Source organism: Marinovum sp., assembly GCF_048263515.1.
Lineage (GTDB): Bacteria > Pseudomonadota > Alphaproteobacteria > Rhodobacterales > Rhodobacteraceae > Marinovum.
The window spans coordinates 107,713-131,476 of sequence record NZ_JBLXEC010000010.1 but is presented as its reverse complement, the minus strand read 5'-3'; the positions used below and the strand labels follow the sequence as shown (position 1 = coordinate 131,476).

The 23,764-nt window shown below is 66.4% G+C and carries 21 protein-coding genes and 1 tRNA gene; 14 read left to right on the top strand and 8 right to left on the bottom strand.

The features are described from left to right. Positions 1-11: 11 nt before the first annotated feature. On the bottom strand, positions 12-1,250 hold the full coding sequence (gene urtA / locus ACN0SE_RS11530) for an urea ABC transporter substrate-binding protein (protein ID WP_417524682.1): 1,239 nt from the start codon (positions 1,248-1,250) through the stop codon (positions 12-14). 422 nt (positions 1,251-1,672) lie between these two features. Here urtA and ACN0SE_RS11525 point away from each other — a divergent pair, with 422 nt between their 5' ends. The 9 genes from ACN0SE_RS11525 to ureG all read left to right on the top strand — a co-directional run bounded on the left by ACN0SE_RS11525 (position 1,673) and on the right by ureG (position 7,420). After that, entirely contained in the window at positions 1,673-2,533 is an 861-nt protein-coding gene (locus ACN0SE_RS11525) for an urease accessory protein UreD (RefSeq protein ID WP_417524670.1), read from the top strand. Positions 2,534-2,537: 4 nt separating this feature from the next. Beyond that, on the top strand, positions 2,538-2,840 hold the full coding sequence (locus ACN0SE_RS11520) for an urease subunit gamma (RefSeq protein WP_417524669.1): 303 nt from the start codon (positions 2,538-2,540) through the stop codon (positions 2,838-2,840). A gap of 47 nt (positions 2,841-2,887) precedes the next feature. After that, positions 2,888-3,055, top strand: coding sequence for a hypothetical protein (locus tag ACN0SE_RS11515; RefSeq protein WP_417524668.1), 168 nt, complete (start codon positions 2,888-2,890; stop codon positions 3,053-3,055). Continuing rightward, the gene (locus tag ACN0SE_RS11510) at positions 3,052-3,357 is read left to right on the top strand and encodes an urease subunit beta (protein ID WP_417524667.1); all 306 of its coding nucleotides are present in this window, start codon (positions 3,052-3,054) and stop codon (positions 3,355-3,357) included. Before ACN0SE_RS11515 ends, ACN0SE_RS11510 begins: the two co-directional genes overlap by 4 nt. Beyond that, positions 3,354-3,677, top strand: coding sequence for an antifreeze protein (locus ACN0SE_RS11505; RefSeq protein WP_417524666.1), 324 nt, complete (start codon positions 3,354-3,356; stop codon positions 3,675-3,677). Before ACN0SE_RS11510 ends, ACN0SE_RS11505 begins: the two co-directional genes overlap by 4 nt. A gap of 255 nt (positions 3,678-3,932) precedes the next feature. Beyond that, on the top strand, positions 3,933-5,645 hold the full coding sequence (gene ureC / locus ACN0SE_RS11500; RefSeq protein WP_417524665.1) for an urease subunit alpha: 1,713 nt from the start codon (positions 3,933-3,935) through the stop codon (positions 5,643-5,645). 53 nt (positions 5,646-5,698) lie between these two features. Then, positions 5,699-6,160 (top strand): urease accessory protein UreE, encoded by a 462-nt coding sequence (locus ACN0SE_RS11495; RefSeq protein ID WP_417524664.1) that lies wholly within the window; start codon positions 5,699-5,701, stop codon positions 6,158-6,160. Then, positions 6,150-6,791 (top strand): urease accessory protein UreF, encoded by a 642-nt coding sequence (locus ACN0SE_RS11490; RefSeq protein ID WP_417524663.1) that lies wholly within the window; start codon positions 6,150-6,152, stop codon positions 6,789-6,791. The genes ACN0SE_RS11495 and ACN0SE_RS11490 overlap by 11 nt, the downstream gene beginning before the upstream one ends. After that, a complete protein-coding gene (gene ureG, locus ACN0SE_RS11485) occupies positions 6,788-7,420 on the top strand; it encodes an urease accessory protein UreG (protein WP_417524662.1) in 633 nt (210 codons plus the stop codon). Before ACN0SE_RS11490 ends, ureG begins: the two co-directional genes overlap by 4 nt. 778 nt (positions 7,421-8,198) lie before the next feature. On the opposite strand, the gene ACN0SE_RS11480 is transcribed toward ureG, so the two are convergent. The 4 genes from ACN0SE_RS11480 to nadA all read right to left on the bottom strand — a co-directional run bounded on the left by ACN0SE_RS11480 (position 8,199) and on the right by nadA (position 14,317). Continuing rightward, positions 8,199-10,412, bottom strand: coding sequence for an NADP-dependent isocitrate dehydrogenase (locus ACN0SE_RS11480; RefSeq protein WP_417524661.1), 2,214 nt, complete (start codon positions 10,410-10,412; stop codon positions 8,199-8,201). 433 nt (positions 10,413-10,845) lie between these two features. After that, entirely contained in the window at positions 10,846-11,697 is an 852-nt protein-coding gene (nadC, locus tag ACN0SE_RS11475) for a carboxylating nicotinate-nucleotide diphosphorylase (RefSeq protein ID WP_417524660.1), read from the bottom strand. After that, on the bottom strand, positions 11,694-13,262 hold the full coding sequence (locus ACN0SE_RS11470) for an L-aspartate oxidase (RefSeq protein ID WP_417524659.1): 1,569 nt from the start codon (positions 13,260-13,262) through the stop codon (positions 11,694-11,696). The genes nadC and ACN0SE_RS11470 overlap by 4 nt, the downstream gene beginning before the upstream one ends. Positions 13,263-13,267: 5 nt before the next feature. Beyond that, positions 13,268-14,317 carry a quinolinate synthase NadA gene (gene nadA, locus ACN0SE_RS11465; RefSeq protein WP_417524658.1) on the bottom strand — a complete coding sequence of 350 codons (1,050 nt, stop codon included), beginning with the start codon at positions 14,315-14,317 and terminating at the stop codon, positions 13,268-13,270. Between the two features lie 221 nt (positions 14,318-14,538). Here nadA and ACN0SE_RS11460 point away from each other — a divergent pair. After that, positions 14,539-14,614 (top strand) — tRNA-Thr (locus ACN0SE_RS11460). Between the two features lie 118 nt (positions 14,615-14,732). Continuing rightward, positions 14,733-17,180 (top strand): ATP-binding protein, encoded by a 2,448-nt coding sequence (locus ACN0SE_RS11455; RefSeq protein ID WP_417524657.1) that lies wholly within the window; start codon positions 14,733-14,735, stop codon positions 17,178-17,180. 44 nt (positions 17,181-17,224) lie between these two features. On the opposite strand, the gene ACN0SE_RS11450 is transcribed toward ACN0SE_RS11455, so the two are convergent. The 3 genes from ACN0SE_RS11450 to ACN0SE_RS11440 all read right to left on the bottom strand — a co-directional run bounded on the left by ACN0SE_RS11450 (position 17,225) and on the right by ACN0SE_RS11440 (position 20,503). After that, the gene (locus tag ACN0SE_RS11450) at positions 17,225-18,736 is read right to left on the bottom strand and encodes a tripartite tricarboxylate transporter permease (RefSeq protein ID WP_417524656.1); all 1,512 of its coding nucleotides are present in this window, start codon (positions 18,734-18,736) and stop codon (positions 17,225-17,227) included. 12 nt (positions 18,737-18,748) lie between these two features. Continuing rightward, positions 18,749-19,231 (bottom strand): tripartite tricarboxylate transporter TctB family protein, encoded by a 483-nt coding sequence (locus ACN0SE_RS11445; RefSeq protein WP_417524655.1) that lies wholly within the window; start codon positions 19,229-19,231, stop codon positions 18,749-18,751. A 291-nt stretch (positions 19,232-19,522) separates the two neighbouring features. Beyond that, the gene (locus tag ACN0SE_RS11440) at positions 19,523-20,503 is read right to left on the bottom strand and encodes a Bug family tripartite tricarboxylate transporter substrate binding protein (RefSeq protein ID WP_417524654.1); all 981 of its coding nucleotides are present in this window, start codon (positions 20,501-20,503) and stop codon (positions 19,523-19,525) included. A gap of 109 nt (positions 20,504-20,612) precedes the next feature. Here ACN0SE_RS11440 and ACN0SE_RS11435 point away from each other — a divergent pair, with 109 nt between their 5' ends. From ACN0SE_RS11435 to ACN0SE_RS11425, 3 genes are read left to right on the top strand one after another with little or no spacing between them, the layout of a single operon-like run. Further along, entirely contained in the window at positions 20,613-21,278 is a 666-nt protein-coding gene (locus tag ACN0SE_RS11435) for a response regulator transcription factor (RefSeq protein ID WP_417524653.1), read from the top strand. Beyond that, positions 21,275-22,651 (top strand): sensor histidine kinase N-terminal domain-containing protein, encoded by a 1,377-nt coding sequence (locus ACN0SE_RS11430; protein ID WP_417524652.1) that lies wholly within the window; start codon positions 21,275-21,277, stop codon positions 22,649-22,651. Before ACN0SE_RS11435 ends, ACN0SE_RS11430 begins: the two co-directional genes overlap by 4 nt. After that, the gene (locus tag ACN0SE_RS11425) at positions 22,621-23,631 is read left to right on the top strand and encodes an ABC transporter substrate-binding protein (RefSeq protein WP_417524651.1); all 1,011 of its coding nucleotides are present in this window, start codon (positions 22,621-22,623) and stop codon (positions 23,629-23,631) included. The genes ACN0SE_RS11430 and ACN0SE_RS11425 overlap by 31 nt, the downstream gene beginning before the upstream one ends. The last annotated feature ends 133 nt before the right edge of the window (positions 23,632-23,764 follow it).

Sequence of the window (23,764 nt, the reverse complement as noted above, 5' to 3'; positions counted from 1 at the left end):
GGACGGTCAGATCAGTAGTTGGACTTGATCTGGACGCAGGTCGAGGTCTCGGTGTTGTACATACCGCAGCCGAGTTCTTTCCAATCGGACTTCAGCACGGCCGATTCCGGCAGGAAGTCGGTCCAGGCGTCGCCGGGGACTTCTTCGGTCTGGCTGACGATGTCGAACTGGCCTTCGGCGGTGATCTCGCCGATCAGGACGGGCTTGGAGAGGTGGTGGTTGACCAGCATCTCGGCGGTGCCGCCGGTCAGGTTCGGGAAGGTCTGGCCGTACATCGCGTCACGCACGGCGTCGACGTCGGTGGTCTCGGCGTCGGTCACCGCGTTGACCCACATGTTGAAGCCGATGTAATGGGCTTCCATCGGGTCGTTGGTCACGCGGTCGTCGCCCATCCGGGCCTTCCAGGTGGCAATGAATTCTTCGTTGGCCGGGGTGTCGGCCGACTGGAAGTAGTTCCAGGCCGCGAGGTGGCCGACCAGGTTCGAGGTGTCGAGGCCCGAGAGCTCTTCTTCACCGACCGAGAAGGCCACGACGGGGATGTCGTCGGCAGAGACGCCGGCAGCGGCCAGTTCCTTGTAGAAGCCGATGTTGGCATCGCCGTTGATCGTCGAGATCACGCCGACCTGCTTGCCGTCGGCACCCAGCGCCACGACGTCAGCAACAATGGTGGCCCAGTCGGAATGGCCAAAGGGGGTGTAGTTGACGAAGATGTCTTCCTCGGCGATGCCCTTGGATTTCAGGTAGGATTCCAGGATGTTGTTGGTGGTGCGGGGATAGACGTAGTCGGTGCCGAGCAGAGCGAATTTCTCGACGCCAAGCTCTTCGAGGAAATAGTCGGTGGCCGGGATCGCCTGCTGGTTGGGGGCGGCGCCGGTGTAGAAGACGTTCTTCGACGATTCCTCACCTTCGTACTGCACCGGGTAGAACAGCAGGCCGTTCAGCTCTTCGATCACCGGCAGCACGGATTTGCGGCTGACCGAGGTCCAGTTGCCGAAGATCACGTCGACCTCGTGCACCGACAGCAGCTCGCGGGCCTTTTCGGCAAAGAGCGGCCAGTCAGAGGCCGGGTCGACGACAACGGCTTCCAGTTCGCAGCCCAGCAGGCCGCCTTTTTCGTTCTGCTGTTCGACCAGCATCTCGATGGTGTCTTTCAGCGTGGTCTCGGAAATCGCCATGGTGCCGGACAGCGAATGCAGCACGCCGACCTTGATCGGGCAATCGGCGGCCAGGGCCGGTGCGGCGGCGAACATGCCAAGCGCTGCGATACTGGTGAATGTCTTGGTGATACGGGTCATATCTTCTGTCTCCCCGCAGAGCGGCTGTGGAGCCATTGCACCAAAGGGCGCGGCGGCCTACAGAAAGCCCTGCAACGTTTGTTGCGAAAGTGTGGCGGCCGCTACGAATGCCAGTTCTCTTGGCCGTCACACGCCCCTCGCGCCGGTGTCCTTGCGAACCGTCACCGTTGCGTGAGCAAGGACATGAGTTCTGCATTGCGGCGAAGGGATCAATTCCGCTGCGAGAATTTCCGGCGCCTCATCGGCGATTGCCTGATTTCCGGGCGACGTTAACCTCTTTTGATTAAAAGATGGGCGAAAACCCCGGGCATTTGCTTCCAAACTGCCGCGAATCTGGCCATTGCCGGCGTCGATATGCTCAATCCGCAGCAGAACAGATGTTTTGCCGGAGCAAGCCGATTACCCTTCAGCCGCCGATATCCCAAGCGTTTCAGCCGCTTGCACGCCAGCCGCGGGCGCGGGGGCAGATCGCCCTCTCGGCCAAGCGGCTGGGCCGTCGCAGCGTGATCGACGGGTTGCGGCAGGCCGGCGCGATGAAGGCGCTGTTTCCGCGGGCGGAGGAGATGTTGCAAGCGATCTGCATCAACACCGCCGGCGGCGTGACCGGTGGCGACCGCCTGTCGCTGGCGGCCGAGGCCGGTCCCGGCGCGGCGCTGGGGCTGACGACGCAGGCCGCCGAGCGCGCCTACCGCAGCCGCGATGGCGACTTCGGCACGGTGGACAGCACGCTCAAGGTGGCCGAGGGCGCCATGCTGCACTGGCTGCCGCAAGAGCTCATTCTTTATGACGGCTGCGCGCTGCGCCGTCGGCTGACCGTCGATCTGGCCGCTGATGCCCGTCTTTTGATGGTCGAACCGGTGGTCTTCGGCCGCGCTGCCATGGGCGAGCGCCTGACCGACGCCCGCTTTCACGACCGGATCGAGCTGCGCCGCGACGGTCGACCGCTCTATCATGATGCCGTCCGGCTCGAGGGTGACATCAGCCGCCAGCTCGCCCGCCCGTCGATTGCCGGCGGGGCCGGGGCGATGGCCGCGCTGGTCTATGTCGCCCCCGACGCCGAGCGGCATCTGGAGGCCGTGCGCGCCTATCTGCCCGAGACCGGCGGTGCCAGCCTCTTGGCGCCCGACGTGCTGGTGCTGCGCCTGCTTGCCCCCGACAGCCATATCCTTCGGCAGCACCTGCTGCCGGTGCTCGACCGACTGTCGGGCGATACCCTGCCTGTTTCCTGGAGATTGTGACCCGATGAACCTGACCCCCCGCGAAAAGGACAAGCTGCTCGTGGCCATGGCAGCCGAAATCGCCCGGCGGCGGCTTGGCCGTGGCGTCAAGCTGAACCACCCCGAGGCGATTGCCCTGATCACCGACGCGGTGGTCGAAGGTGCCCGCGACGGCCGCTCGGTGGCCGACATGATGGAGGCTGGTGCCCAGGTCATCAGCCGCGACCAATGCATGGAGGGCGTGCCCGAGATGATCCACGAGGTCCAGGTCGAGGCCACCTTTCCCGACGGCACCAAGCTCGTCACCGTCCACAATCCGATCCGCTGACCCGCAGGGTGGGTTTGCAACCCACCGTTCCAAAAGGAGACTTCACCATGACCCGCCTGCTCACCCCGCTGTTCACCCTCACCCTCTCGACCGCGCCGGCGCTGGCCCATTCCGGCGGCCACCTGCACCCGCATGGCGCCGGCAACTGGCTGACGGTGACCCTGGCGCTGGGCCTCGTGGCTGTCGCCACCGCGCTGTTGGTGCTGCGCAAATGATCCCCGGTGAGCTTTTCCCCGCCGAAGGCCGCCTGACGCTGAACGAAGGCGCCGAGGCGATCACGCTGATGGTGGCCAACACCGGCGACCGCCCGGTGCAGGTAGGCTCACATTATCACTTTGCCGAAGCCAATCCCGCCCTAGATTTCGACCGTGACGCCGCGCGTGGGAGACGTCTGGACATTGCTGCAGGCACCGCCGTCCGGTTCGAACCCGGCCAGCGGCGCGACGTCAGCCTGATCCCGATCTCCGGCGCCCGACGCATCTTTGGTTTCAATCAAAAGGTTATGGGTCCGCTATGAAATACGATGTCTACACCGATCCCTTCGGCATGCTGAAATTCCAGACACAGGCCACGCTGATGGCGATGGAGGCCAGCGCCGTGATCTGGATGCGGGTCATGGGATGGGCCGGTCTCTGGTCGGTCCTGCCGTCCGAGAACACCCGCATGGTCACCGAAAAGCAGAAGGCCTTTACCGAGGCCGGCACCCGCATGGTGATGGGCACGATGAAGGGGCAGGAAGCGCACAAGACCCTGTCCCATGCGCTCAAGCCCATTCGCTCGACCACCAAGTCCAACGTCGGCCGGCTGATCAAGCGCGGCCCGAAGACCAAGAAGTAGGTGGATGTCACCACCAACCTTTCCATTGCCCGGTGATCGCGAGGAGAAAGATTAGATATGCGAAGGCCTGTAGCCAAAATGCTGTGCTCGACATGATTCACCCTTTTTCCGAGTCTCATCGAGTGAACTATTCTGGTCATGCCGAAGTCGTCGAGGGTGTGGAAAACCACGAGTCCCCCCGACCCTTAACGAAGATAAGATCTTAATGATCTTCGAGTCACAGTTTTCTTCACGTAAATGTGAAAGGTTGAAACAATGCCCGCCACGATCAAACGCTCTGACTATGCCGCCATGTTCGGCCCCACCGTCGGCGACCGCCTGCGGCTGGCCGACACCGACCTGATCATCGAGGTCGAGCGTGACCTGACCGGTCCCTACGGCGAAGAGGTCAAGTTCGGCGGCGGCAAGGTGATCCGTGACGGTATGGGCCAGGCCCAGACCACCCGCGCCGGGGGCGCGGTGGATACCGTCATCACCAACGCGCTGATCGTCGACTGGACCGGCATCGTGAAGGCCGACGTCGGCCTCAAGGACGGCCGCATCGCCGCCATCGGCAAGGCCGGCAACCCCGACACCCAGCCCGACGTGACCATCATCGTCGGGCCGGGCACCGAGGTGATCGCCGGCGAGGGCCGCATCCTGACGGCCGGCGGGTTCGACAGCCACATCCACTTCATCTGCCCGCAACAGATCGAGGATGCGCTGCATTCCGGCCTGACCACCATGCTGGGCGGCGGCACCGGCCCGGCGCATGGCACGCTGGCCACCACCTGCACCCCCGGCCCCTGGCACATCGGGCGGATGATGCAGGCGGCGGACGCCTTCCCGATGAACCTCGCCTTCGCCGGCAAGGGCAATGCGTCGCTGCCCGAAGCGCTGGTCGAACAGATCAAGGGCGGCGCCTGCGCGCTGAAACTGCACGAGGACTGGGGCACCACCCCCGGCGCCATCGACTGCTGCCTCTCGGTGGCCGACGACATGGATGTGCAGGTGATGATCCACACCGATACGCTGAACGAAAGCGGCTTTGTCGAAAACACGGTGAAGGCGATGAAGGGCCGCACCATCCACGCCTTCCACACCGAGGGCGCCGGCGGCGGCCACGCCCCCGACATCATCAAGATCTGCGGGGAAGAGCATGTTCTGCCCTCGTCCACCAACCCGACCCGGCCTTTCACTGTGAACACGCTCGAGGAACATCTCGACATGCTCATGGTCTGTCACCACCTCGACATGTCGATCCCCGAGGACGTGGCCTTTGCCGAGAGCCGCATCCGCCGCGAGACCATCGCCGCCGAGGACATCCTGCACGACATGGGCGCGTTTTCGATCATCGCCTCGGACAGTCAGGCCATGGGCCGCGTCGGCGAGGTGCTGATCCGCACCTGGCAGACCGCCGACAAGATGAAGAAACAGCGCGGACGGCTGGCCGAGGAGACCGGCGACAACGACAACTTCCGCGTTCGCCGCTATATCGCCAAATACACCATCAACCCGGCCATTGCGCATGGTCTGAGCCATGAGATCGGCTCGATCGAGGTCGGCAAGCGCGCCGATCTGGTGCTCTGGAACCCGGCGTTCTTCGGCGTGAAGCCCGAGATGGTGCTCTTGGGCGGCACCATCGCCTGCGCGCAGATGGGTGACCCCAACGCCTCGATCCCGACGCCGCAACCGGTCTATTCCCGGCCGATGTGGGGCGCCTATGGCCGCTCGGTCGAGAATTCCGCCGTAACCTTCGTCTCGGCCGCCGCGCAATCGCTTGGCATTGCCGAGACCTGGGGGCTGGCGAAACAGACCGTGGCGGTGGAGAATACCCGCCAAATCGGCAAGTCGCACCTCAAGCTGAACACCGCGACGCCGCATGTCGAGGTGCACCCCGAAACCTACGAGGTGCGCGCCGATGGCGAGCTGTTGACCTGTCAGCCCGCCGAAGTGCTGCCGATGGCACAGCGGTATTTCCTGTTCTGATCCCGGGCGCGCCCGCGCGCCTGACTGACCCTCATCCCCAGAGGACGATTCCCATGACCCTTCCCGTCACCCAGACCGTGGTGCCCCATCCCGACAATTGCACCGACCGCGTGCATCTGACCTATGACGACCGTTTCCTGCGCCGCAAGGTGCTGACGACCGAGCGCGGTCTGCGCTTTCTGGTCGATCTCGAACAGACCACCTCGGTCGATCACGGTCAGGGGTTTGCCCTGCCCAATGGCGCCTGCATCGAGGTGGTGGCCGCCGAGGAAGCGCTTTATGCCGTGACCGGCGATCTCACCCGCCTGGCCTGGCATGTCGGCAACCGCCACACCCCCTGCCAGATCGAGGGTGCCCGCCTGCTGATCCAGCGCGACCCGGTGATCGGGCATATGCTGGAGCATCTGGGCGCGGTTTTGCAGGAAGTGAACGAGCCCTTCACCCCCGAAGGCGGCGCCTATGGCCATGGACGCACTCATGCGCATGAACACGGCCATACCGCCCATGCACACTGATCTGCTGACCCTGCAGCACTGGCTCTCGCCCGGCTTTCCGCTGGGCGCTTTCGCCTATTCGCACGGGCTCGAAACCGCCATTGCCCGCGGTTGGGTGCGCTGCGGCGAGAGCCTGCGCGACTGGCTGGAGCCTCTTCTGGCCGACGGGAGCGGCCGGGCCGATGCGGTGCTGGTCTCGCTGGGCTGGCAGGCCGAGGATGACGCGGGGCTGGATCAGGTCGACGCCACCGCCCGCGCCTTCGCCGCCTCTGCCGAGCGGCTGATGGAGGCCGATCTGCAAGGCGTGGCCTTCTGCAAGACGGTGCGCGAGATCTGGGGCTTCGACCTGCCCGACATGGTGCTACCGGTGGCGCTGGGCCGTGCCGCGCGGCTGGCGGGTCTGCCGCTGGAACAGACCAGCGCCATGTATCTGCATGCCTTTGCCGCCAACCTGACCTCGGCCGCGATCCGGCTGGTGCCCTTGGGCCAGACCGAGGGGCAGGCGGCGCTGGCCGCGCTCACCCCGCTTTGCGCCCGTATCGCCTCCGAAACCGCCGAGGCCGGGGTCGAGGACCTCTACAGCAATGCCTTCCTGTCGGACGTGGCGGCGCTGGCCCATGAAACCCTGCAACCAAGGATCTTTCGCTCATGACCCGGATGAACGGACCCCTCCGCATCGGCATCGGTGGCCCCGTCGGCGCCGGCAAGACCACGCTGACCGCCAAGCTGGCGAAACTGATGCACCCGGAGTACTCGATCGGGGTGATCACCAATGACATCTACACGCAAGAGGACGCCGAGGCGCTGATGCGCATGCAGGTGCTGCCGCAGGACCGGGTGATGGGGGTCGAGACCGGCGGCTGCCCGCATACCGCGATCCGCGAGGATGCCTCGATCAACCTCGCCGCCATCGCCGAGATGCGGGCGCGGCACGACGATCTCGAGGTGGTGCTGGTGGAATCTGGCGGTGACAATCTCTCGGCGACCTTCAGCCCGGAGCTGGCGGATTTCACCATCTACGTGATCGATGTCGCCGCCGGCGAGGAGATCCCGCGCAAGGGTGGCCCGGCGATCACCAAGTCCGACCTGCTGATCATCAACAAGACCGACCTCGCGCCGCATGTCGGTGCGTCGCTCGAGGTGATGGAGCGCGATGCCCGGCGGATGCGCGGGGAGCGGCCGTTCCTCTTTGCCGCACTGCGGCATGACAAGGGGCCGGAGGAGGTACTGTCGGCGATCTGCGAGCTGGCCGGTCTGCGGGAGCTGGCGCGGGTTGGGTGAGCTCCGGGCTTTCTGGCTGGCCGGGAGGTCCCGGGTCGAGCCCGGGACGGATCTTGCTTGGATCGACGTCGGAGCAAGCCGCGCGTGGGCCAGACCGCGGGATGGCGATCCCCGGTCTGATCGGCGCGGTTTATCCCTGACATCTCCGGACTCCGAACGTGCGTCGCGCCCACGTCGACCAATCGCCAGCCCGGGGGGCGGTCTGGCGATCGCGCGGCGCCTTTGGCGCTGTTCGCGCGAAGGTGCTGGTGTCTCTTTGCGACGTCTGACCCTGGCCAGCCGCTCTCGCAAGACCTGACGCATGCAGGCTCAGCGACCGCGCAACATTCCGCACGCCGCGCCCCGGACCTGAGCCTCATGGTTGACGGCGAGGTCCCGGGTCAAGCCCGGGACGGCGACGTTCAGAGCGCTGCCTTTCCCCGCAACATCCGCCATGCCGCGCGACGGCCAGACCGCGGGATGGCGATCCCAGGTCTGATCGGCGCGGTTTATCCCTGACATCTCCGGACTTCGAACGAGCGACGTGCTTACGTCGGCCAATCGCCAGCCCTGGGGGCGGTCTGGCGATCGCGCGGCGCCTTTGGCGCTGTTCGCGCGGTCTGGGTAATCTGGCCCGTATCGTGCACGACCGAGGCGGGACGCTTGCCGACCGGGCGAGTAACCAACACCCGGCGAAACACGCCCCGGACTTGATCCGGGGCCTCCCCGCCAACCCATTACCGAAACGAAAAAGCCGCCCGGGACCCCCGGACGGCTTCAACCTTCAACACCGGCCAGTTCAGCCGATGATCGCGTTCAGCGTCGCGCTCGGGCGCATCACCTTGGCCTTCTTCTCGACGTCGGGCTTGTAGTAGCCGCCAATATCCACCGCCGGACCCTGCGCCGCGGCCAGTTCACCGGTGATCTCGGCTTCCTTGGCGGCCAGTTCCTCGGCGATCGGCTTGAAGTGCGCTGCCAGTTCGGCGTCGTCACCCTGCGCGGCCAGCGCCTCGGCCCAGTAGCGGGCGAACCAGTAGTGGCTGTCGCGGTTGTCCGGCTCGCCCACCTTGCGCGAGGGCGACCGGTCGTTGTCGAGAATGCCCTGCGTCGCCACCTCGGCAGCTTCGCCCAGCACGCCGGCCTTGGCATTGCCCTGGCTGTCGGCGAGGAACTTCAGGCTCTCGCCCAGGGCGCAGAATTCACCCATCGAATCCCAGCGCAGGTGGTTTTCCTCGACCAGCTGCTGCACGTGCTTCGGCGCCGAGCCGCCGGCGCCGGTCTCGAACAGACCGCCGCCGTTCATCAGCTTGACGATCGACAGCATCTTGGCCGAGGTGCCGAGCTCGAGGATCGGGAACAGGTCGGTCAGGTAGTCACGCAGCACGTTGCCGGTGATGGCGATGCTGTCCTTGCCGGCGGTGATGGTCTCGAGCGAGGCGCGGGTGGCTTCGCGCGGGGCCATGATCTCGAACTTGTCGGCCACGCCCTTGGCTTCGAGGATCGGCGTGACGTACTTGATCAGCTCGGCATCATGCGCCCGGCTCTCGTCCAGCCAGAAGATCGCCTGAACGCCGGTCAGGCGCTGACGGTCCATCGCCAGCTGCACCCAGTTCTCGATCGGCGCCTTCTTGGTGGTGCAGGCGCGCCAGATGTCACCGGCTTCGACGTCATGCGCATGCAGCACGTCGCCGTTTTCCAGCACGATGCGGAAGCTGCCGTCAGAGGGGGCCTCGAACGTAGTGGGGTGCGAGCCGTATTCCTCGGCTTTCTGGGCCATCAGGCCGACGTTCTGCACCGAGCCGGCGGTGGCCGGGTTCAGCGCGCCGTTTTCCTTGAAGAACTTGATGCTCTCGTCATAGACCGGGGCATAGGAATTGTCGGGGATGACGCAGTTGCTGTCGCCTTCCTGACCGTCCGGGCCCCAGCCCTTGCCGCCGGCGCGGATCAGCGCGGGCATCGAGGCGTCGATGATCACGTCCGAGGGCACGTGCAGGTTGGTGATGCCCTTGTCCGAGTTCACCATGTACATCGGCGGGCGCTGGCCGGTCACCTCTTCGATGGCCGCCATGATCTCGGGCTTGTCCTTGACCCGCTCGAGCAGGTCGCCGAGACCGGAGTTCGGGTTCACGCCAGCGGCTTTCAGCTCGTCGCCGAACTTCTCGAAGACCGGCTTCAGCCAGGCCTTGACCGCATAGCCAAAGATGATCGGGTCGGAGACCTTCATCATCGTGGCCTTGAGGTGCAGCGAGAACAGCGTGCCTTCGGCCTTGGTCTCTTCGATCTGCTTTTCCAGAAAGGCCGAGAGTGCCTTGGAGGACATGAAGGTCGCATCGACCACGGTGCCGTCTTCCAGCGCCCAGCCGTCCTTCAGCACCTGCGCGCTGCCGTCCTTGCCGACGAATTCGATCTTTGCCTTGCCGGCCTGGGCGGCGCTCAGCGTGGCCGACACCTCGTTCGAGCGGAAGTCGTTGCCGTCCATCGACGAGACCTTGGTCTTGCTGTCGGCAGACCATTTGCCCATGCGGTGCGGGTTGTTCTGCGCGTCCTTCTTGACGGCCTTGGCGGCGCGCCGGTCGGAGTTGCCTTCGCGCAGGACCGGGTTCACCGCCGAGCCCTTGATCGCGTCATAGCGCGCGCGGACGGCTTTCTCTTCGTCGGTCTGCGGGTCTTCGGGGTAATCCGGCAGCGCGTAGCCCTGGGACTGAAGCTCCTTGACCGCGGCCACCAGCTGCGGCACCGAGGCAGAGATGTTGGGCAGCTTGATGACATTGGCGCCGGGCTGTTTCACCAGCTCGCCCAGCTCGGCCAGGTCATCGGACTGGCGCTGCGCGTCGGTCAGGTTCTCGGGGAAGGTGGCGATGATCCGGCCGGCCAGCGAGATGTCCTTGGTGCCGACGCTGATGCCCGCCGCCGAGGCGAACTTGCGAATGATCGGCAGGAAGGAGGCGCTGGCGAGCTCCGGCGCTTCGTCTACAATGGTATACAGTATGTCTGGGGACTTGTTTTCGGCCATGATGTGGTGCCCTTTTTCAGATAGTGGAAGTGCAAGGTTCTTTGGGATGTGACGGGTTATCAGTGAACGCGCGCCCCGCCCGGGCGCAACCCGGATTTCGCCAAATGCTTCTATTCCCCGGTCGAATAAACCAGCCCCGCCTGCGTTTCAACCGGACAAAGCCGCGCGGTCCTGTTGGAGGGGGGCAGGGGGGGCGTTTTGTGTGGAAAGCGGGCGGTTTGGGGGGCTTGGCGGGCGGCTGTACCCCGGCGCGCCGCGCCCCGGGCGTGATCTGGGGCCTCATGGCAAGCGTTGAGGTCCCGGCGCGGGGGCCGGGACGGCGTGGAACAAGCGCTCCGCATTAACTCTCGGCGCACCGCGCCCCGGACTTGATCCGGGGCCTCATGTCAAACGTCGAGGTCCCGGCGCGGAACCGCGACGGGCGGTAAAAGCCTCAGAAGTCGAGGCCGAGGTCGAGCGTCCGGGCGGAATGGGTCAGTGCGCCGGAGGAGATGTAGTCCACCCCGGTCGCCGCCACCTCGGCGATCCGTTCGAGCTTCATGTTGCCCGAGGCTTCGGTCACCAACCGGCCGTCGACCAGCGCCACCGCCTTGCGCAGGCTGGCCGTGTCCATGTTGTCGAGCAGCACCACGTCGGCGCCGCCGACCTCGAGCACTTCGGAGAGCTGGTCGAGCGTGTCGACCTCGATCTCCACCCGCATCATGTGGCTGGCCTGCGCCTTGCAGGCCTCGAGCACCGGGCGCACACCGCCGGCGGCGGCGATGTGGTTGTCCTTGATCAGGATCGCATCCGACAGCGAAAAGCGGTGATTGAAGCCGCCGCCGTGCAGCACGGAGAGTTTCTCGACGATCCGCAGCCCCGGCGTGGTCTTGCGGGTGCAGGTGATGCGGGTCGCGGTGCCCCTGGTCTCGGCCACGAAGGCTGCGGTCAGGCTGGCAATGCCGGACAGACGGCCAGCAAAGTTCAGCGCGACGCGTTCACCGGTGAGGATCGAGGCGGCATCGCCCTCGATTTCCATCAGCACGTCGCCGGGCGCACAGGCGCTGCCGTCTGGCAGGTGGGTGGTCAGCGACAGCGCCGGATCGACCAGACGAAAGGCCAGCGCGGCGACCTGCATGCCGGAGACCACGCCGGGTTCGCGCGCGGTCAGTCGGGCTTTGTAAATGGTGCCGGCGGGGATCACCGTGCGGGTTGTGATGTCGCCGTAGCTGCCCAGATCCTCGGTCAGCGCCATGCGCAGCATCGGTTCGAGCACCAGATCGGGAACGGAGGAATGGGCGGTCATGCGGGGGTCTCCTGTGCCACCCGGTCACGCAGGGCGCAGGCCTCGGCGAGGGTGATCCGGCTGCGCCACGCCTCAGGCGCGGGCTGCGGGAAATCCTCGCGGAAATGCGCGCCACGGCTTTCCTCGCGCAGGAGGGCGGCCGCGGCGATCAACGTGGCGGTGGCGGTCATGTTGCAGAATGTTTGGCTCTGGCGGTTCTCGGCCTCGAGCTGGGCGATGTCGGTGAGCGCGCGGCGCAGGCCTGTGGCCGTGCGGATGACCCCGACATCGGCGGTCATCACGGCGCGCAGCGCGGCCAAAGCGGTCTCGTCGGGCGCTTGCCCGCCCGCTTGGAGCGGTAGCTGCACCTCGGGGGCCTCGGCAGCGGTGCCAAGGCTCTCGTCCATGCTCAGCGCGCAGGCGCGGGCATAGACCAGCGCTTCCAGCAGTCCGTTCGAGGCCAGCCGGTTGGCGCCGTGCAGCCCGGTCGAGGCCGCCTCGCCGCAGACCCAGAGGTTGCCGAGGCTGGCGCGGCCCTTGGCGTCGGTGTCGATGCCGCCCATGTGGTAGTGCGCGGCGGCGGCCACCGGGATCGGCCGTGTCGCCGGGTCGATGCCGGCGCGCAGGCAGGCCTCGGCCACGCCGGGAAAGAGCGTCAGGATGCGGTCGCCGAGCGCGGCGCGGGTGTCGAGCATCGGCGACAACCCGGCTTGGGTCTGGGCAAAGACCGCGCGGGCCACGATGTCGCGCGGCGCCAGTTCGGCATCGGGATGGGCCGCCGGCATGAAGCGGGTGCCGTCGCGGTTGACGAGGGTGGCGCCCTCGCCGCGCAGCGCCTCGGTGGCCAGCGGTGCCGGGTCTTCGCCCGAGGCGATGGCGGTGGGATGGAACTGCACAAACTCGGGATCGGCGATCAATGCGCCGGCGCGGGCCGCCATGCCAATCACCTGGCCGCGGATGCGGCGGGGGTTGGTGGTCAGCGCATAAAGCCCGCCGGAGCCACCGCCGGCCAGCAGCACGCCTGCGCCACGCAACAGCACCGGGGCGGAGCCGCCCTCGCCTGCGGATTCCAGCGTGACGCCGGTGACACGGCCGCCCTCGACCTCCAGCCCCGAGGCCAACCAGCCTTCGATCACCTGCACCGAGGGCGTGGCGCGGACCTGCGCCACCAGTGCCTTCATGATCTCTGCCCCGGCCTGGTCGCCTTTGACCCGCACTACGCGGGCAAAGCTGTGCGCCGCCTCGCGCGAGAGCACGTAGCCGCCAGCGTCGGTGCGGTCGAACGGCGCGCCGAGGTCGGTGAGGTCGAGGATATGGTCGCGCGCAGCCCGGGCGACCTGATCGGCCACCGTGCCGTCAACTATGCCGGCCCCGGCCTTCACCGTGTCGGTGGCATGCGCCTCGGGGCTGTCGGCCGGGTCCATCGCCGCGGCCACCCCGCCCTGCGCCCAGGCGGAACTCGCGCCCTCGCCCAGAACTTCGGGCGAGATCATCACCACCGGACGCGGCGCCAGTTTCAGCGCCGCGTAAAGCGCCCCCAGCCCGGCGCCGATGATGACGACGCGGGTGGTCTCGACCACCTGCACCCGTCTCAGAGCCCCAGCTTGCGCGACAGGTCGATCATCCGCTCGACCGCGACGCGGGCATTTTCGGCAACAGCCGGGTCAACCTCGACCGGGGTCTGCATGGTGTGCAGCGACCAGAGCACCTTTTCCAGGGTGATCTTCTTCATGTAGGGGCAGGCGTTGCAGGGCTTGGTCAGGTCGACCTCGGGCAGCTCCTGCGCTACATTGGCGGCCATCGAGCATTCGGTGACCAGCATCACCTTTTCGGGCCGGGTGTCGCGCACCCAGTCGATCATGCCGGTGGTCGAGCCGGTGAAATCCGCGGCCTCGACAACGTCGGGCTTGCATTCCGGGTGGGCGACGATCTTCACGCCGGGGTTGGCCTCGCGATAGGCGTTAAGTTCATCGGCGGTATAGAGCTCGTGCACGATGCAGGAGCCGGGCCAGTAGACCACCTTCTTCGAGCTCTGCGCCGCGACGTTCTGGGCCAGGAACTGGTCCGGCGTCATGATGACGGTGTCGCTGTCCATCGCCTCGACGATCTGCAGCGCATTGGCCGAGGTGCAGCAGATGTCCGAGGCGGCCTTCACCTCGGCGGTGGTGTTGACGTAGCTGACCACAGGCGCGCCGGGATACTTGGCGCGCATCTCGGCGATGCCGTCGGCGGTGATCGATTCGGCCAGCGAGCAGCCGGCGCCCATGTCGGGCATCAACACGGTCTTCGAGGGGTTCAGGATCTTCGAGGTCTCGGCCATGAAATGCACGCCGCATTGCACGATGACATCGGCCTCGACCTCCTTGGCCTTGATCGCCAGCGCCAGGCTGTCGCCCACCACGTCGGAAATGCCGTGAAAGACCTCGGGCGTCATGTAGTTATGCGCCAGGATCACCGCATTGCGCTCTTTTTTCAGACGGTTGATCGCCGCGACATAGGGCGCGAACATCGCCCAGTCCGGCGGGGTGAGCGAGGGCTTCATCGGCGCGTAGAGATCGGCCATGTCTTCGGCGAGATCGAGCGATGGGGCGAGATCATAATGTTCGGCAAGCGTGCTGCGCATGTCGAGGTGATCGAGCATCGGAGATGTCCTTTGCCAAGGGGCAGGGCCGGGGGCCCGGGATACAAGAGCGGCTTACATATGTCGGATGTGACCCAAGGTCAAAAGCCTGTTACCGGTAAAGCCGCGAATATCGCCCCCGCGACGCCCTGTCACGCCTGACCAGAGGTCGCCCGGGGCCATTCACGGGCCGCAAACGCGGCTTGCAAGGGGATCGGGGCGGTGCTAATTGCCTGACCGGCGCCGGTGTAGCTCAGCTGGTAGAGCACGTCATTCGTAATGATGGGGTCGTAGGTTCGAGTCCTATCACCGGCACCAGTACCGCCTGTCCCGGGGGCGTGCCAGCCGCGACACCCCTTCCCGCCTATCCTTTTGAGACCGGAACCTGCCCCATTGCGCGCGCCGGGCGTCGCATCGGGTGGTGTAGGGTAGCCGCATGACCCTACGCACCACATATTTGCAGATCCGCTGGCGCTCGCTTGTCGTGGCGACGCTTGCCGGCCTGATGCTGCTGGCCCTGATTGTCGCGCTTGTCACGCTCTATGTGCGCGAACGCGATCAATCCCATGCCTTCAACGCCGAGACCCTCGCCAATGGCGAGCTGATGGCGACGCGTTCGGCGCTGGAATCGGCGCTCTACAAGCGGCTCAGCCTGCCGATTGCGCTCGAGGCCTTCGTGAAGGCCAACCCCGGCTTCACCGCCCGGGATTTCGAGAACTTCGCCCACAGCCTCAAGGAATCGGTGCCCGGTGTCATGAGCCTGCAACTCGCCCCCGATGCGGTTGTCACCTATCTCACCGACGTCGAGCGCAACCGTGCCGCCATCGGCCATGACCTGATCGCCGATCCGGCGCGGCGCCCGGCGGTGCTGCGCTCGATCGAAGAGCGCAAGTTCATCGTCGCCGGCCCGCTGACGCTCAAGCAGGGGGGCCTCGCGATCATCGCCCGCCTGCCGATCTTTCTCGAAGGCTTCGAGAGCCGCACCGGGTTCGACGAATTCTGGGGCTTTGCAACCATCCTGATCGATGTCGACGCGCTCTTTGCCGATGCCGGGCTGGGCGGGATCGATCCGCGGGTCGATCTGGCCATTCGCGGTGTCGACGCGCTCGGGACCGACGGCGCGCTGATCGTGGGCGAGGCCGGCGTCTTCGACACCGCCAGCACCTTTGCCGAGGTCGTCCTGCCCAACGGCAGCTGGCAGCTGGCGGCGGTGCCCAACGAAAAGGCCTTTGTCCGCGACACTTCGTGGTTCTTTCTCGGGGCGATTCTCGGCGGTGTGCTTCTGGTCGGGCTGATCTCGGTGCTGGTCTATCGGCAGGGCAGCCGCGAGCTGCTCAATGCCAAGGAACAGGCCGAGGCGGCGAGCAAGCTCAAGTCCGACTTCATCGCGGTGATGAGCCACGAGATGCGCACGCCGCTGAACGGCATCCTCGGCGCGGTCGACCTGCTGCGCAGCACCGAGCTGACCGAAGAGCAGTCGACCTATGCCGATACCGCCAGCACCGCCGGCGAGCATCTGCTGCGGCAGATCAACGACGTGCTGGATGTCAGCCGGGCCGAGACCGGCTCGTTGCGGCTGGAGAGCACGCCGATCGACGTCGAGGAAATCGTCGGCAACGCCATTCAGGTGACCGGCTCTGCCGCCACCTCCAGGAACCTGAAGCTGGTCAGCACCCTGACCGCGCCGGACCATGCGCTGACGGGTGACAGCCACCGCATCCGGCAGGTTCTGGTCAACCTGATCGGCAATGCGGTGAAGTTCACCGATGCCGGCCGGATCACCGTTCAGGCCACCCCGCGGCGGCAGGAGCACGGCCTGACCGAGATGGAATTCAGCGTCATCGACTCGGGCATCGGCATTCCCGAGGACCAGCAGGGCCGGGTGTTCGACGACTTCGTGACGCTGGAAACCGGCTATGCCCGCAATGCTGACGGCTCGGGGCTGGGCCTCGCGATCTCGCGCCGCATCGTGCAGGCGATGGGCGGCGAGATCGGCGTCGAGAGCACGCCGGGCGTCGGCAGCCGCTTCTGGTTCCGGCTGCCGCTGCGCTGGGATGACACCGCCGCCAGGACCGCCGAGGATGCGGTGCCGGCCGCGCATGGCGCCGTGCCCCTCCGCGACGGACCGGTCGCACCGCTGGATATCCTGCTGGTCGAGGACAACGAGACCAACCGCATGGTGGCGCGGGAACTGCTGACCCGGGCGGGCCACGCCATCACCGAGGCGCGCGACGGGCTGGAAGGGGTCGAGATGGCTCAGGGCCGGGCTTATGACGTGATCCTGATGGATGTCAGCATGCCGCGGATGGACGGCATCAAGGCGACCGAGGCAATCCGCGCTGGCCACGGCCCGAACTGCCGGACGCCGATCGTCGGGTTGACCGCTCATGCCATGCCCGGCGAATGCGCCCGGTTCCGCAAGGCCGGCATGAGCGCCTGCCTGTCCAAGCCGATCCGCGTGCAGCAGCTCTACGAAGCCGTGGCGCAGAACGCGCCGGGCGCAGAGGCTGGTTCCGAGGCGCAGAAATGCACCGCGGTCGACGGCCGGGTGCTCGACGAACTGGGCGATGTGCTTTCGCCACTGGCCTTCAGGACAACGCTCGACAAGGTCTGCGCCGAGATCGAGGCGGCGGTGCCGGCGCTGATCGCGCTGGACCGGGCCGGCGATGTCGAGGCACTGGGCAAGGCGGCGCACAAGCTCGCCGGCTCGGCGGCGCTGGTCGGCGCGGTGGCCCTGCGCGGCACGCTGGGCGAGATCGAAGAGGCCGCCAAGCTGCGCGGCGCGGGACTGGATGATGCTGCGGGGGAACGGCTGGGCCGGGTGGCCGAGGCGACGGTGGCCGCCCTGACGCGCAAGGCCGCGTCGCTGGACGCTGCGGCCTGAGGAATGGTCGCGCGGGCGGGGACAGGCCCCCGCCCGCCGCCGTATCAGTCGCCTTCGGCCACACCCTTGGCGCGGGCGCGGGCCCGGTGGGCGCGGTAGCTCGGCAGGATCACCAGCAGCGCGGCAACCACCAGAAGCGCCAGGGTCATCGGCCGGTCGAGGATGAAGCCCATGCCGTCATAAAGCTGCATCGAGCGGGCAAAGTTGTTCTCCATCATGCCGCCGAGGATGAAGCCGATCAGCAGCGGCGCCAGCGGATAGTCGGCGAACTTCAGCGCCGTGGCGCAGACCCCGAAGCCCACCAGCAGAAGCAGCTCGGTGGCATTGTTCTGGCCGATGTAGGCCCCCATCAGGGTGAAGAACAAGATGAAGGGGATCAGGTAGTTGCGCGGGATCGACAGCACCTTGGCGATATAGGGAATGAGCGGCAGGTTGAGGATCAGCAGCACCAGGTTGCCGATGAACATCGACATGATCACCGCCCAGAACACCTGCGGCTCGTCCACCATCAGCCGCGGGCCCGGCGTGACGTTGAGCGCGATCAGCGCGCCCAGCAGGATCGCCGTGGTGCCGGAGCCGGGGATGCCCAGGGTCAGTAGCGGCACGAAGGAGCCGGTGCAGGCGGCGTTGTTGGCGGTTTCCGGTGCGGCCAGGCCCTTGATCGAGCCCTTGCCGAATTCCTCCTGCTCGGCCTTGGTGGCGATGTTGCGTTCCACCGCGTAGCCCAGGAAGCTGGCTATGGTGGCGCCGGCGCCGGGCAGGACGCCGATGAAGAAGCCCTGCAGCGACTGCCGGCCGATCACCGGCGCGATGGCGCGCGCCTCGGCGCCGCTGATGCGCAGGTTGTCGATCTTGCCGCCGTCGCCCGACATCTCGCGCTTTTTCAGCACGAGAAAGAGCGCCTCTGGCAGGGCGAACATCGCCATGGCGAGGGTGATGAAGCCGAAGCCCGACTGCAGGTCCATGATCCCCATGGTGAAACGCGGCAGGTTGAAGAGCGCGCCTTCGCCCACCGTGGCCATGATCAGGCCCAGCAGGGTCATCAGCACCGCCTTGGCCACCTGGCCGGTGCCGGCAAAGGCGGCAATCGCCGAGAGGCCGACCACCATCAGCGCGAAATATTCCGCCGAGTGGAACAGCAGCGCCACCGAGGACAGCGCCGGGGCGAAGATCATCAACAGCAGGGCGCCGATGGTGCCGCCGGCGAAACTGGCGATGGCGGCGATGGTCAGCGCCTTGCCGGCCTGTCCCTTGCGGGCCATCGGATAGCCATCGAAACTGCTGGCCACGGTGCCGGCCACGCCGGGGGCGTTGAGCAGGATCGAGGAGGTCGAGCCGCCAAAGATCGCGCCGTAGTAGACGCCCGCCAACAGGATCAGCGCAGCAGAGGGGTCGCCCATCGAGATGGCGACCGGGATCATGATGGCGATGATCGACATCGGACCGAGGCCCGGCAGCATGCCGATGAACGTGCCGATCAGGCAGCCGGCGATCACCATCAGCAGGTTCTGGAGCGACAGGGCCGTTTGCAGGCCGATGAGAAGTCCTTCAAGCATGTCTCTGTCTCCTCACAGGAAAAACGGCAGCGGGCGCAGGAAGATGCCCAGGACCTGCTCGACCAGGTACCAGACCACGCCGGTGGCGAAGATGGTGATCGGCAGCAGGATGTGGAACTTGCGCTCGCCGAGGATGGCGGCGCCGCCGGCAAGGAAGCCCACCGTCGACAGCAGGAAACCCGCCGGGCGCAGCAGCAGCGCATAGGCCACCATCAGCGCCAGCAGCGCGATCGCCTGCCAGAGGTGGTAATCGCCAAGGCGGCGGTAGTCGATTTCCGGCTCGGCATCGCTCTCGGCGGCCTTTTCCAGCCCGAAGAGGATGACCAGCGAGGTCAGGATGGCGAGGACCGAAAGCACCTTTGGAAAGGTGCTGGGCCAGATCGGGTTGCGCTGCATGAAGGGCGGCAGCAGCTGGTCCATGGTGAAGAAGGCCGCATAGGCATAGGCCAGGGCGACGCAGAGTATGATGAAGGCAATCCAGCGATCGAGGGCCATCCAGGGTCTCCTTGAGGGGTGCTTGTCTCTGGCCGGGCACAGGGTGGGGCTCTGCCCCGCCGCCATGGGCGGCCCCCCGAGGGTATTTTCGGCAAGAGGAAAGACTATCTTAACGAATTCTGCGGCATCCTGCGAACACGGTACAGGCTGAGGAGCCGATGACCGTGCAAGGGGAAGGGTCTTGGACCTTTCAGGGAAGGGAGGACATGGAGTCCCCCCTTCCTTTCTGCTCGGATGCCTTTGAGTGTGCGGGGGGCTGCGACGCCCGCCCGCGAAAGCGCCATGGACGTATCAGAGGAAGCCCAGCTTCTTCATCAGGTCGCCGATGACCTTTTCCTGGTCTTCCAGGAAGGTGCGGAAGTCGTCGCCGGAATTGTGGATGTTGACCCAGCCGTTGCGCGCGCGCACGGCTTCCCATTCCTCGGTCTCGTACATCTTGGCGATGGCGTCCTGGTACATCGCCACCTTGTCCTCGGGCAGGCCCGGGGCGCCGAAGAAGCCGCGCCAGTTGACGAAGGTGGTGTCGATTCCCTGTTCCTTCATCGTCGGGGCGTCCTCGTAGGCCGGCACGCGCTCATCGGAGGTGACGCCGATGATCTTGACCTCGCCGGCCTCGGCCAGCGCAACCGCTTCGGAGAAGCCGGTCGACAGCGCCGTGATCTCGCCCGAGAGCAGCGCGGCCATCGCCTTGCCGCCGGCGTCATAGGGGATGTACTTGACCTGCAGCGGGTCCTTGCCGGCCGCTTCCATCACCATGGCCGCGACCAGATGGTCGAGACCGCCGGGCACCGAGCCGCCGCCGATGGCGGTGGCATTGGGGTCTGCCTCGTAGGCGGCGAGCAGGTCTTCCATGTTGTCGACGTCGCTGTCGGCATTGACCACCAGCGCGGCATAGTCGCCGATGGTGCCGGCCACCAGCGTCAGGTCGCGGAAGTTCTGCGGGAAGACGCCGGTCAGCGAGCGGATGATGATCGGGGTCGAGTTGACCATCAGCGTGTCATGGTTGCTCTCGGCGTTCTCGATCAGATAGCCGATCGCCTTGCCGCCGCCGCCGCCGGACATGTTCTCGTAGGAGGCATTGCCCACGAGGCCCGCCTTGGTCAGCGCCTCGCCGGTGCCGCGCGCGGTGCCGTCCCAGCCGCCGCCGGCGCCGCCGGGGATCAGGAAGTGGATCTTGTCGAGCATCTGGTGGCCTTCGGCAAAAGCCGGACCGGTGAAGGCGACGGCCGCAGCGGCGGCCAGAAGGGCGCGACGGCCCAGAGCGAATGTCATAATCTTTTCCTCCCGTTTGACGGCATGACATATGCACGTCATGTGAAAGGGGGTTTGGTCGCAAAACCTGACACCAAGCTGACATGGGTTGCAGAAGGAGACAGGGCGGGTGCGCTTCTTGCTGATCGAGGACAATGCGCCGCTGGCCGCGGCGGTGGTCGACCGGCTCAGTCTCGACGGTCACGTCGTCGACCATGCCGGCGACCTTGAGACCGCCCAGGATTTCGTGGCGACCACCTCTTACGACATGATATTGCTGGATATTATGTTGCCGGACGGCGATGGCAGCAGCTTTCTCACCCACCTGCGCCTGACCGAGAACCGGACGCCGACCATCGTGCTGACCGCCCGCTCGGAGGTGTCGGACCGGATCAGCCTGCTCGATCTCGGGGCCGATGATTACATGGTCAAACCGATCGATTTCGCCGAGCTCGAGGCGCGCTGCCGCGCCGTGCTGCGCCGCAGGGGCAGCAGCGCCAGCAGCGTTCTGACCCTCGGGGCGATTCGCTTTGATTCGGCCAGCGGCGTGCTGCATGTGGGCGCCGAGGCGATCCAGTTGCGCACCCGAGAGCTGCGGCTTTTCGAGGTGTTCATCAATGCGCCGGGGATGATCTTTTCCAAGCCGGTGCTGGTCGACCGGCTGTTCTCCTATGACGAGGACGTCTCGGAGAACGCCATCGAGGTCTATGTGGCGCGGCTGCGCAAGCATCTGGCCGGCACCGATGTGACCATTACCACCGTGCGCGGGCTTGGCTACAAGCTGGAGCGGACATGACCCAGCCGGTGGTCCAGGGCTCGATCCGCCGCCGGCTGCTGGTGTTCCTGCTTTGCGCCTCGGCGGTGCTGGCGGTGCTGGTCTATTTCCTGGTGCAATCGGTGGCGCGGCAAGTGGCGCAGCAGAGCCAGGACAACATCCTCACCGCCTCGGCGCTCTCGGTGCTCGACAGTGCGCGGATCGTCGATGGTTCGGTCATGGTCGACCTGCCCTATGCGGCGCTCTCGATGCTCGACAGCATCACCGACGAGCGGGTGTTCTATGCGGTGCGGCTTGGGGACGAGCTGTTGACCGGCTATGCCGATCTGCCGCGCCCGGCGACGGTGGCGGCGCGCGGCGCGGCGCAGCTCTCGGCCGAGTTCCTGGGCGAGGACGTGCGGATTGCCGCCGTCACAAGGCCCTTTGCCACCGATCTGGGGCGCAACGTGCTCGAGGTCAGCGTGGCGCAGACCCTGTCGGGCCAGCGCCAGACCCTGGCCTGGACCTCGCGGCTGTCGCTGGCGGTGGGGGCCGGGTTCTTTGTGCTGACTGCGCTGCTGGCGCTGCTGATCGCGCGGGCGACGATCCGGCCGCTCGACCGGCTCACCGCCTCGGTCTCGCGCCGGGGGCCGACCGATCTGCGGCCGGTGAACGCACCGGTCCCGCAGGAGATGGCGCGGCTGGTGACCTCGCTCAACGGTTTCATGGCGCGGCTCGAGGCCTCGCTCAAACGGTCCGAGGATTTCATCGCCGAGGCGGCGCACCGGGTGCGCACGCCGCTGGCGGTGGTGCGGACCAAGGCCGAGATCATCCAGCGCCACATCCACAAGCCCGAGAACCGCGACGCCATGCGCGAGATGATCGAGGCGATCGACGAAAGCTCGCGCACCGCCGGGCAGCTGCTTGATCACGCCATGGTCTCTTTCCGGCTCGACAGCCTGGCGCAGGAACGGGTCGATCTGCAGGCGCTGATGATCGACGCGGTCGAGCGCATCCGCCCGGTGGCCGAGATCGCCGACATCGGGCTGCAGATCACCCGCTCGGAGCCGGGCGAGATCAGCGGCGACGCGATCCTGCTGCAAAGTGCGGTGCGCAACCTGCTCGACAATGCCATCAAGTACAGCCCCGCCGACACCCGCATCGAGATCTCGCTGATGCGCGAGGCCGGCGGCATTCGCCTGGCCGTGCAGGACGAGGGGCCGGGCTTTCCCGAGGGTGCCGAATCCGCCCTGACCGAGCGGTTTGCCCGTGGCAGCAATGCCAAGGGAGTGGTGGGCTCGGGCCTCGGGCTGACCATCGTGCAAGACGTTGTGGCCGCCCATGGCGGCAGCCTGCGGCTCGAAACCCAGCCAGGAGGTGGTGCATGCGCCAGTTTGTTCTTTCCCTTGTCCTGACACTGGCCGCCACTGCGGTGGCAGCGCTGGAGATCGAGGACCGCACGCTCTTCGGCCCGGCGGATGCGACGCGCCGCCTGCGCATTCTCTCGACAACGGACACCGCGATCTTTGCGCCGCGGATCGAGAGCTATCTGGCCACCGTGCCGGGGGTGTCCATCGATTATATTGTCGCCAGCTCCGCCGATGTCATGGCCGAGATGACCGGCGGTCAGGCGGCTTATGATCTGGTGATCTCCAGTGCCATGGACCTGCAGACCAAGCTGGCCAACGACGGCCACGTGCAACGCCACAGCTCCGAGGTGACGCGCGATCTGCCAGCCTGGGCCAAATGGAACGACATGGTCTTTGCCTTCACCCAGGAGCCGGCGGCGATCGTCGTCTCGGATGCTGCCTTTGCCGCCGAGGGGATACCGCGCAGTCGCCAGGGCCTGATCGACGTGCTGCGCCGCAACCCCGAGCGGTTTCGCGGCAAGGTGGGCACCTATGACGTGCGGGTCTCGGGGTTGGGCTATCTCTTTGCCACCCAGGAGAGCCGGGTGTCCGAGACCTACTGGCGGCTGACCGAGGTGATGGGGGGCTTGGGCGCGCGGCTTTACTGCTGCACCTCCGAGATGATCGACGCGGTGTCCTCTGGCGATCTCTACGTCGCCTACAACGTCTTGGGCAGTTATGCGCTGCAGCGCCAGGATGTCTCGGGGATCAGCATCATCCTGCCCTCGGATTTCACCACCATCATGCTGCGCACCGTGGTGATCCCGGTCGAGGCGCCGGAGCCGGAGCTGGCGGGGGATTTCGTCGACCACATCCTGGCGCAGGCCTTCGGCCGCGACCCGGCGCTCTCGGTCGACCGCTGGCTGAGCAACAGCGAGATGGCGCTGAGCCGGATCAACCTCGGGCCCGGTCTGCTGGTTTACCTTGACCAGCTCAAGCGGGCGGCGTTCGAGAACGAGTGGCGGAATGCGATCTTGCGGGAGTAGGGGGGCGCAGAGGGGTGTCGTGAGATATCCAAGGTTCACCTCATGAGGCCCCGGATCAGGGTCCGGGGCTGCGTTTGGCGCCTGTTCCGGTTGGGCGCCGTGCCCTCGCCGGGTTGGCGTAAAGCGACCCCGG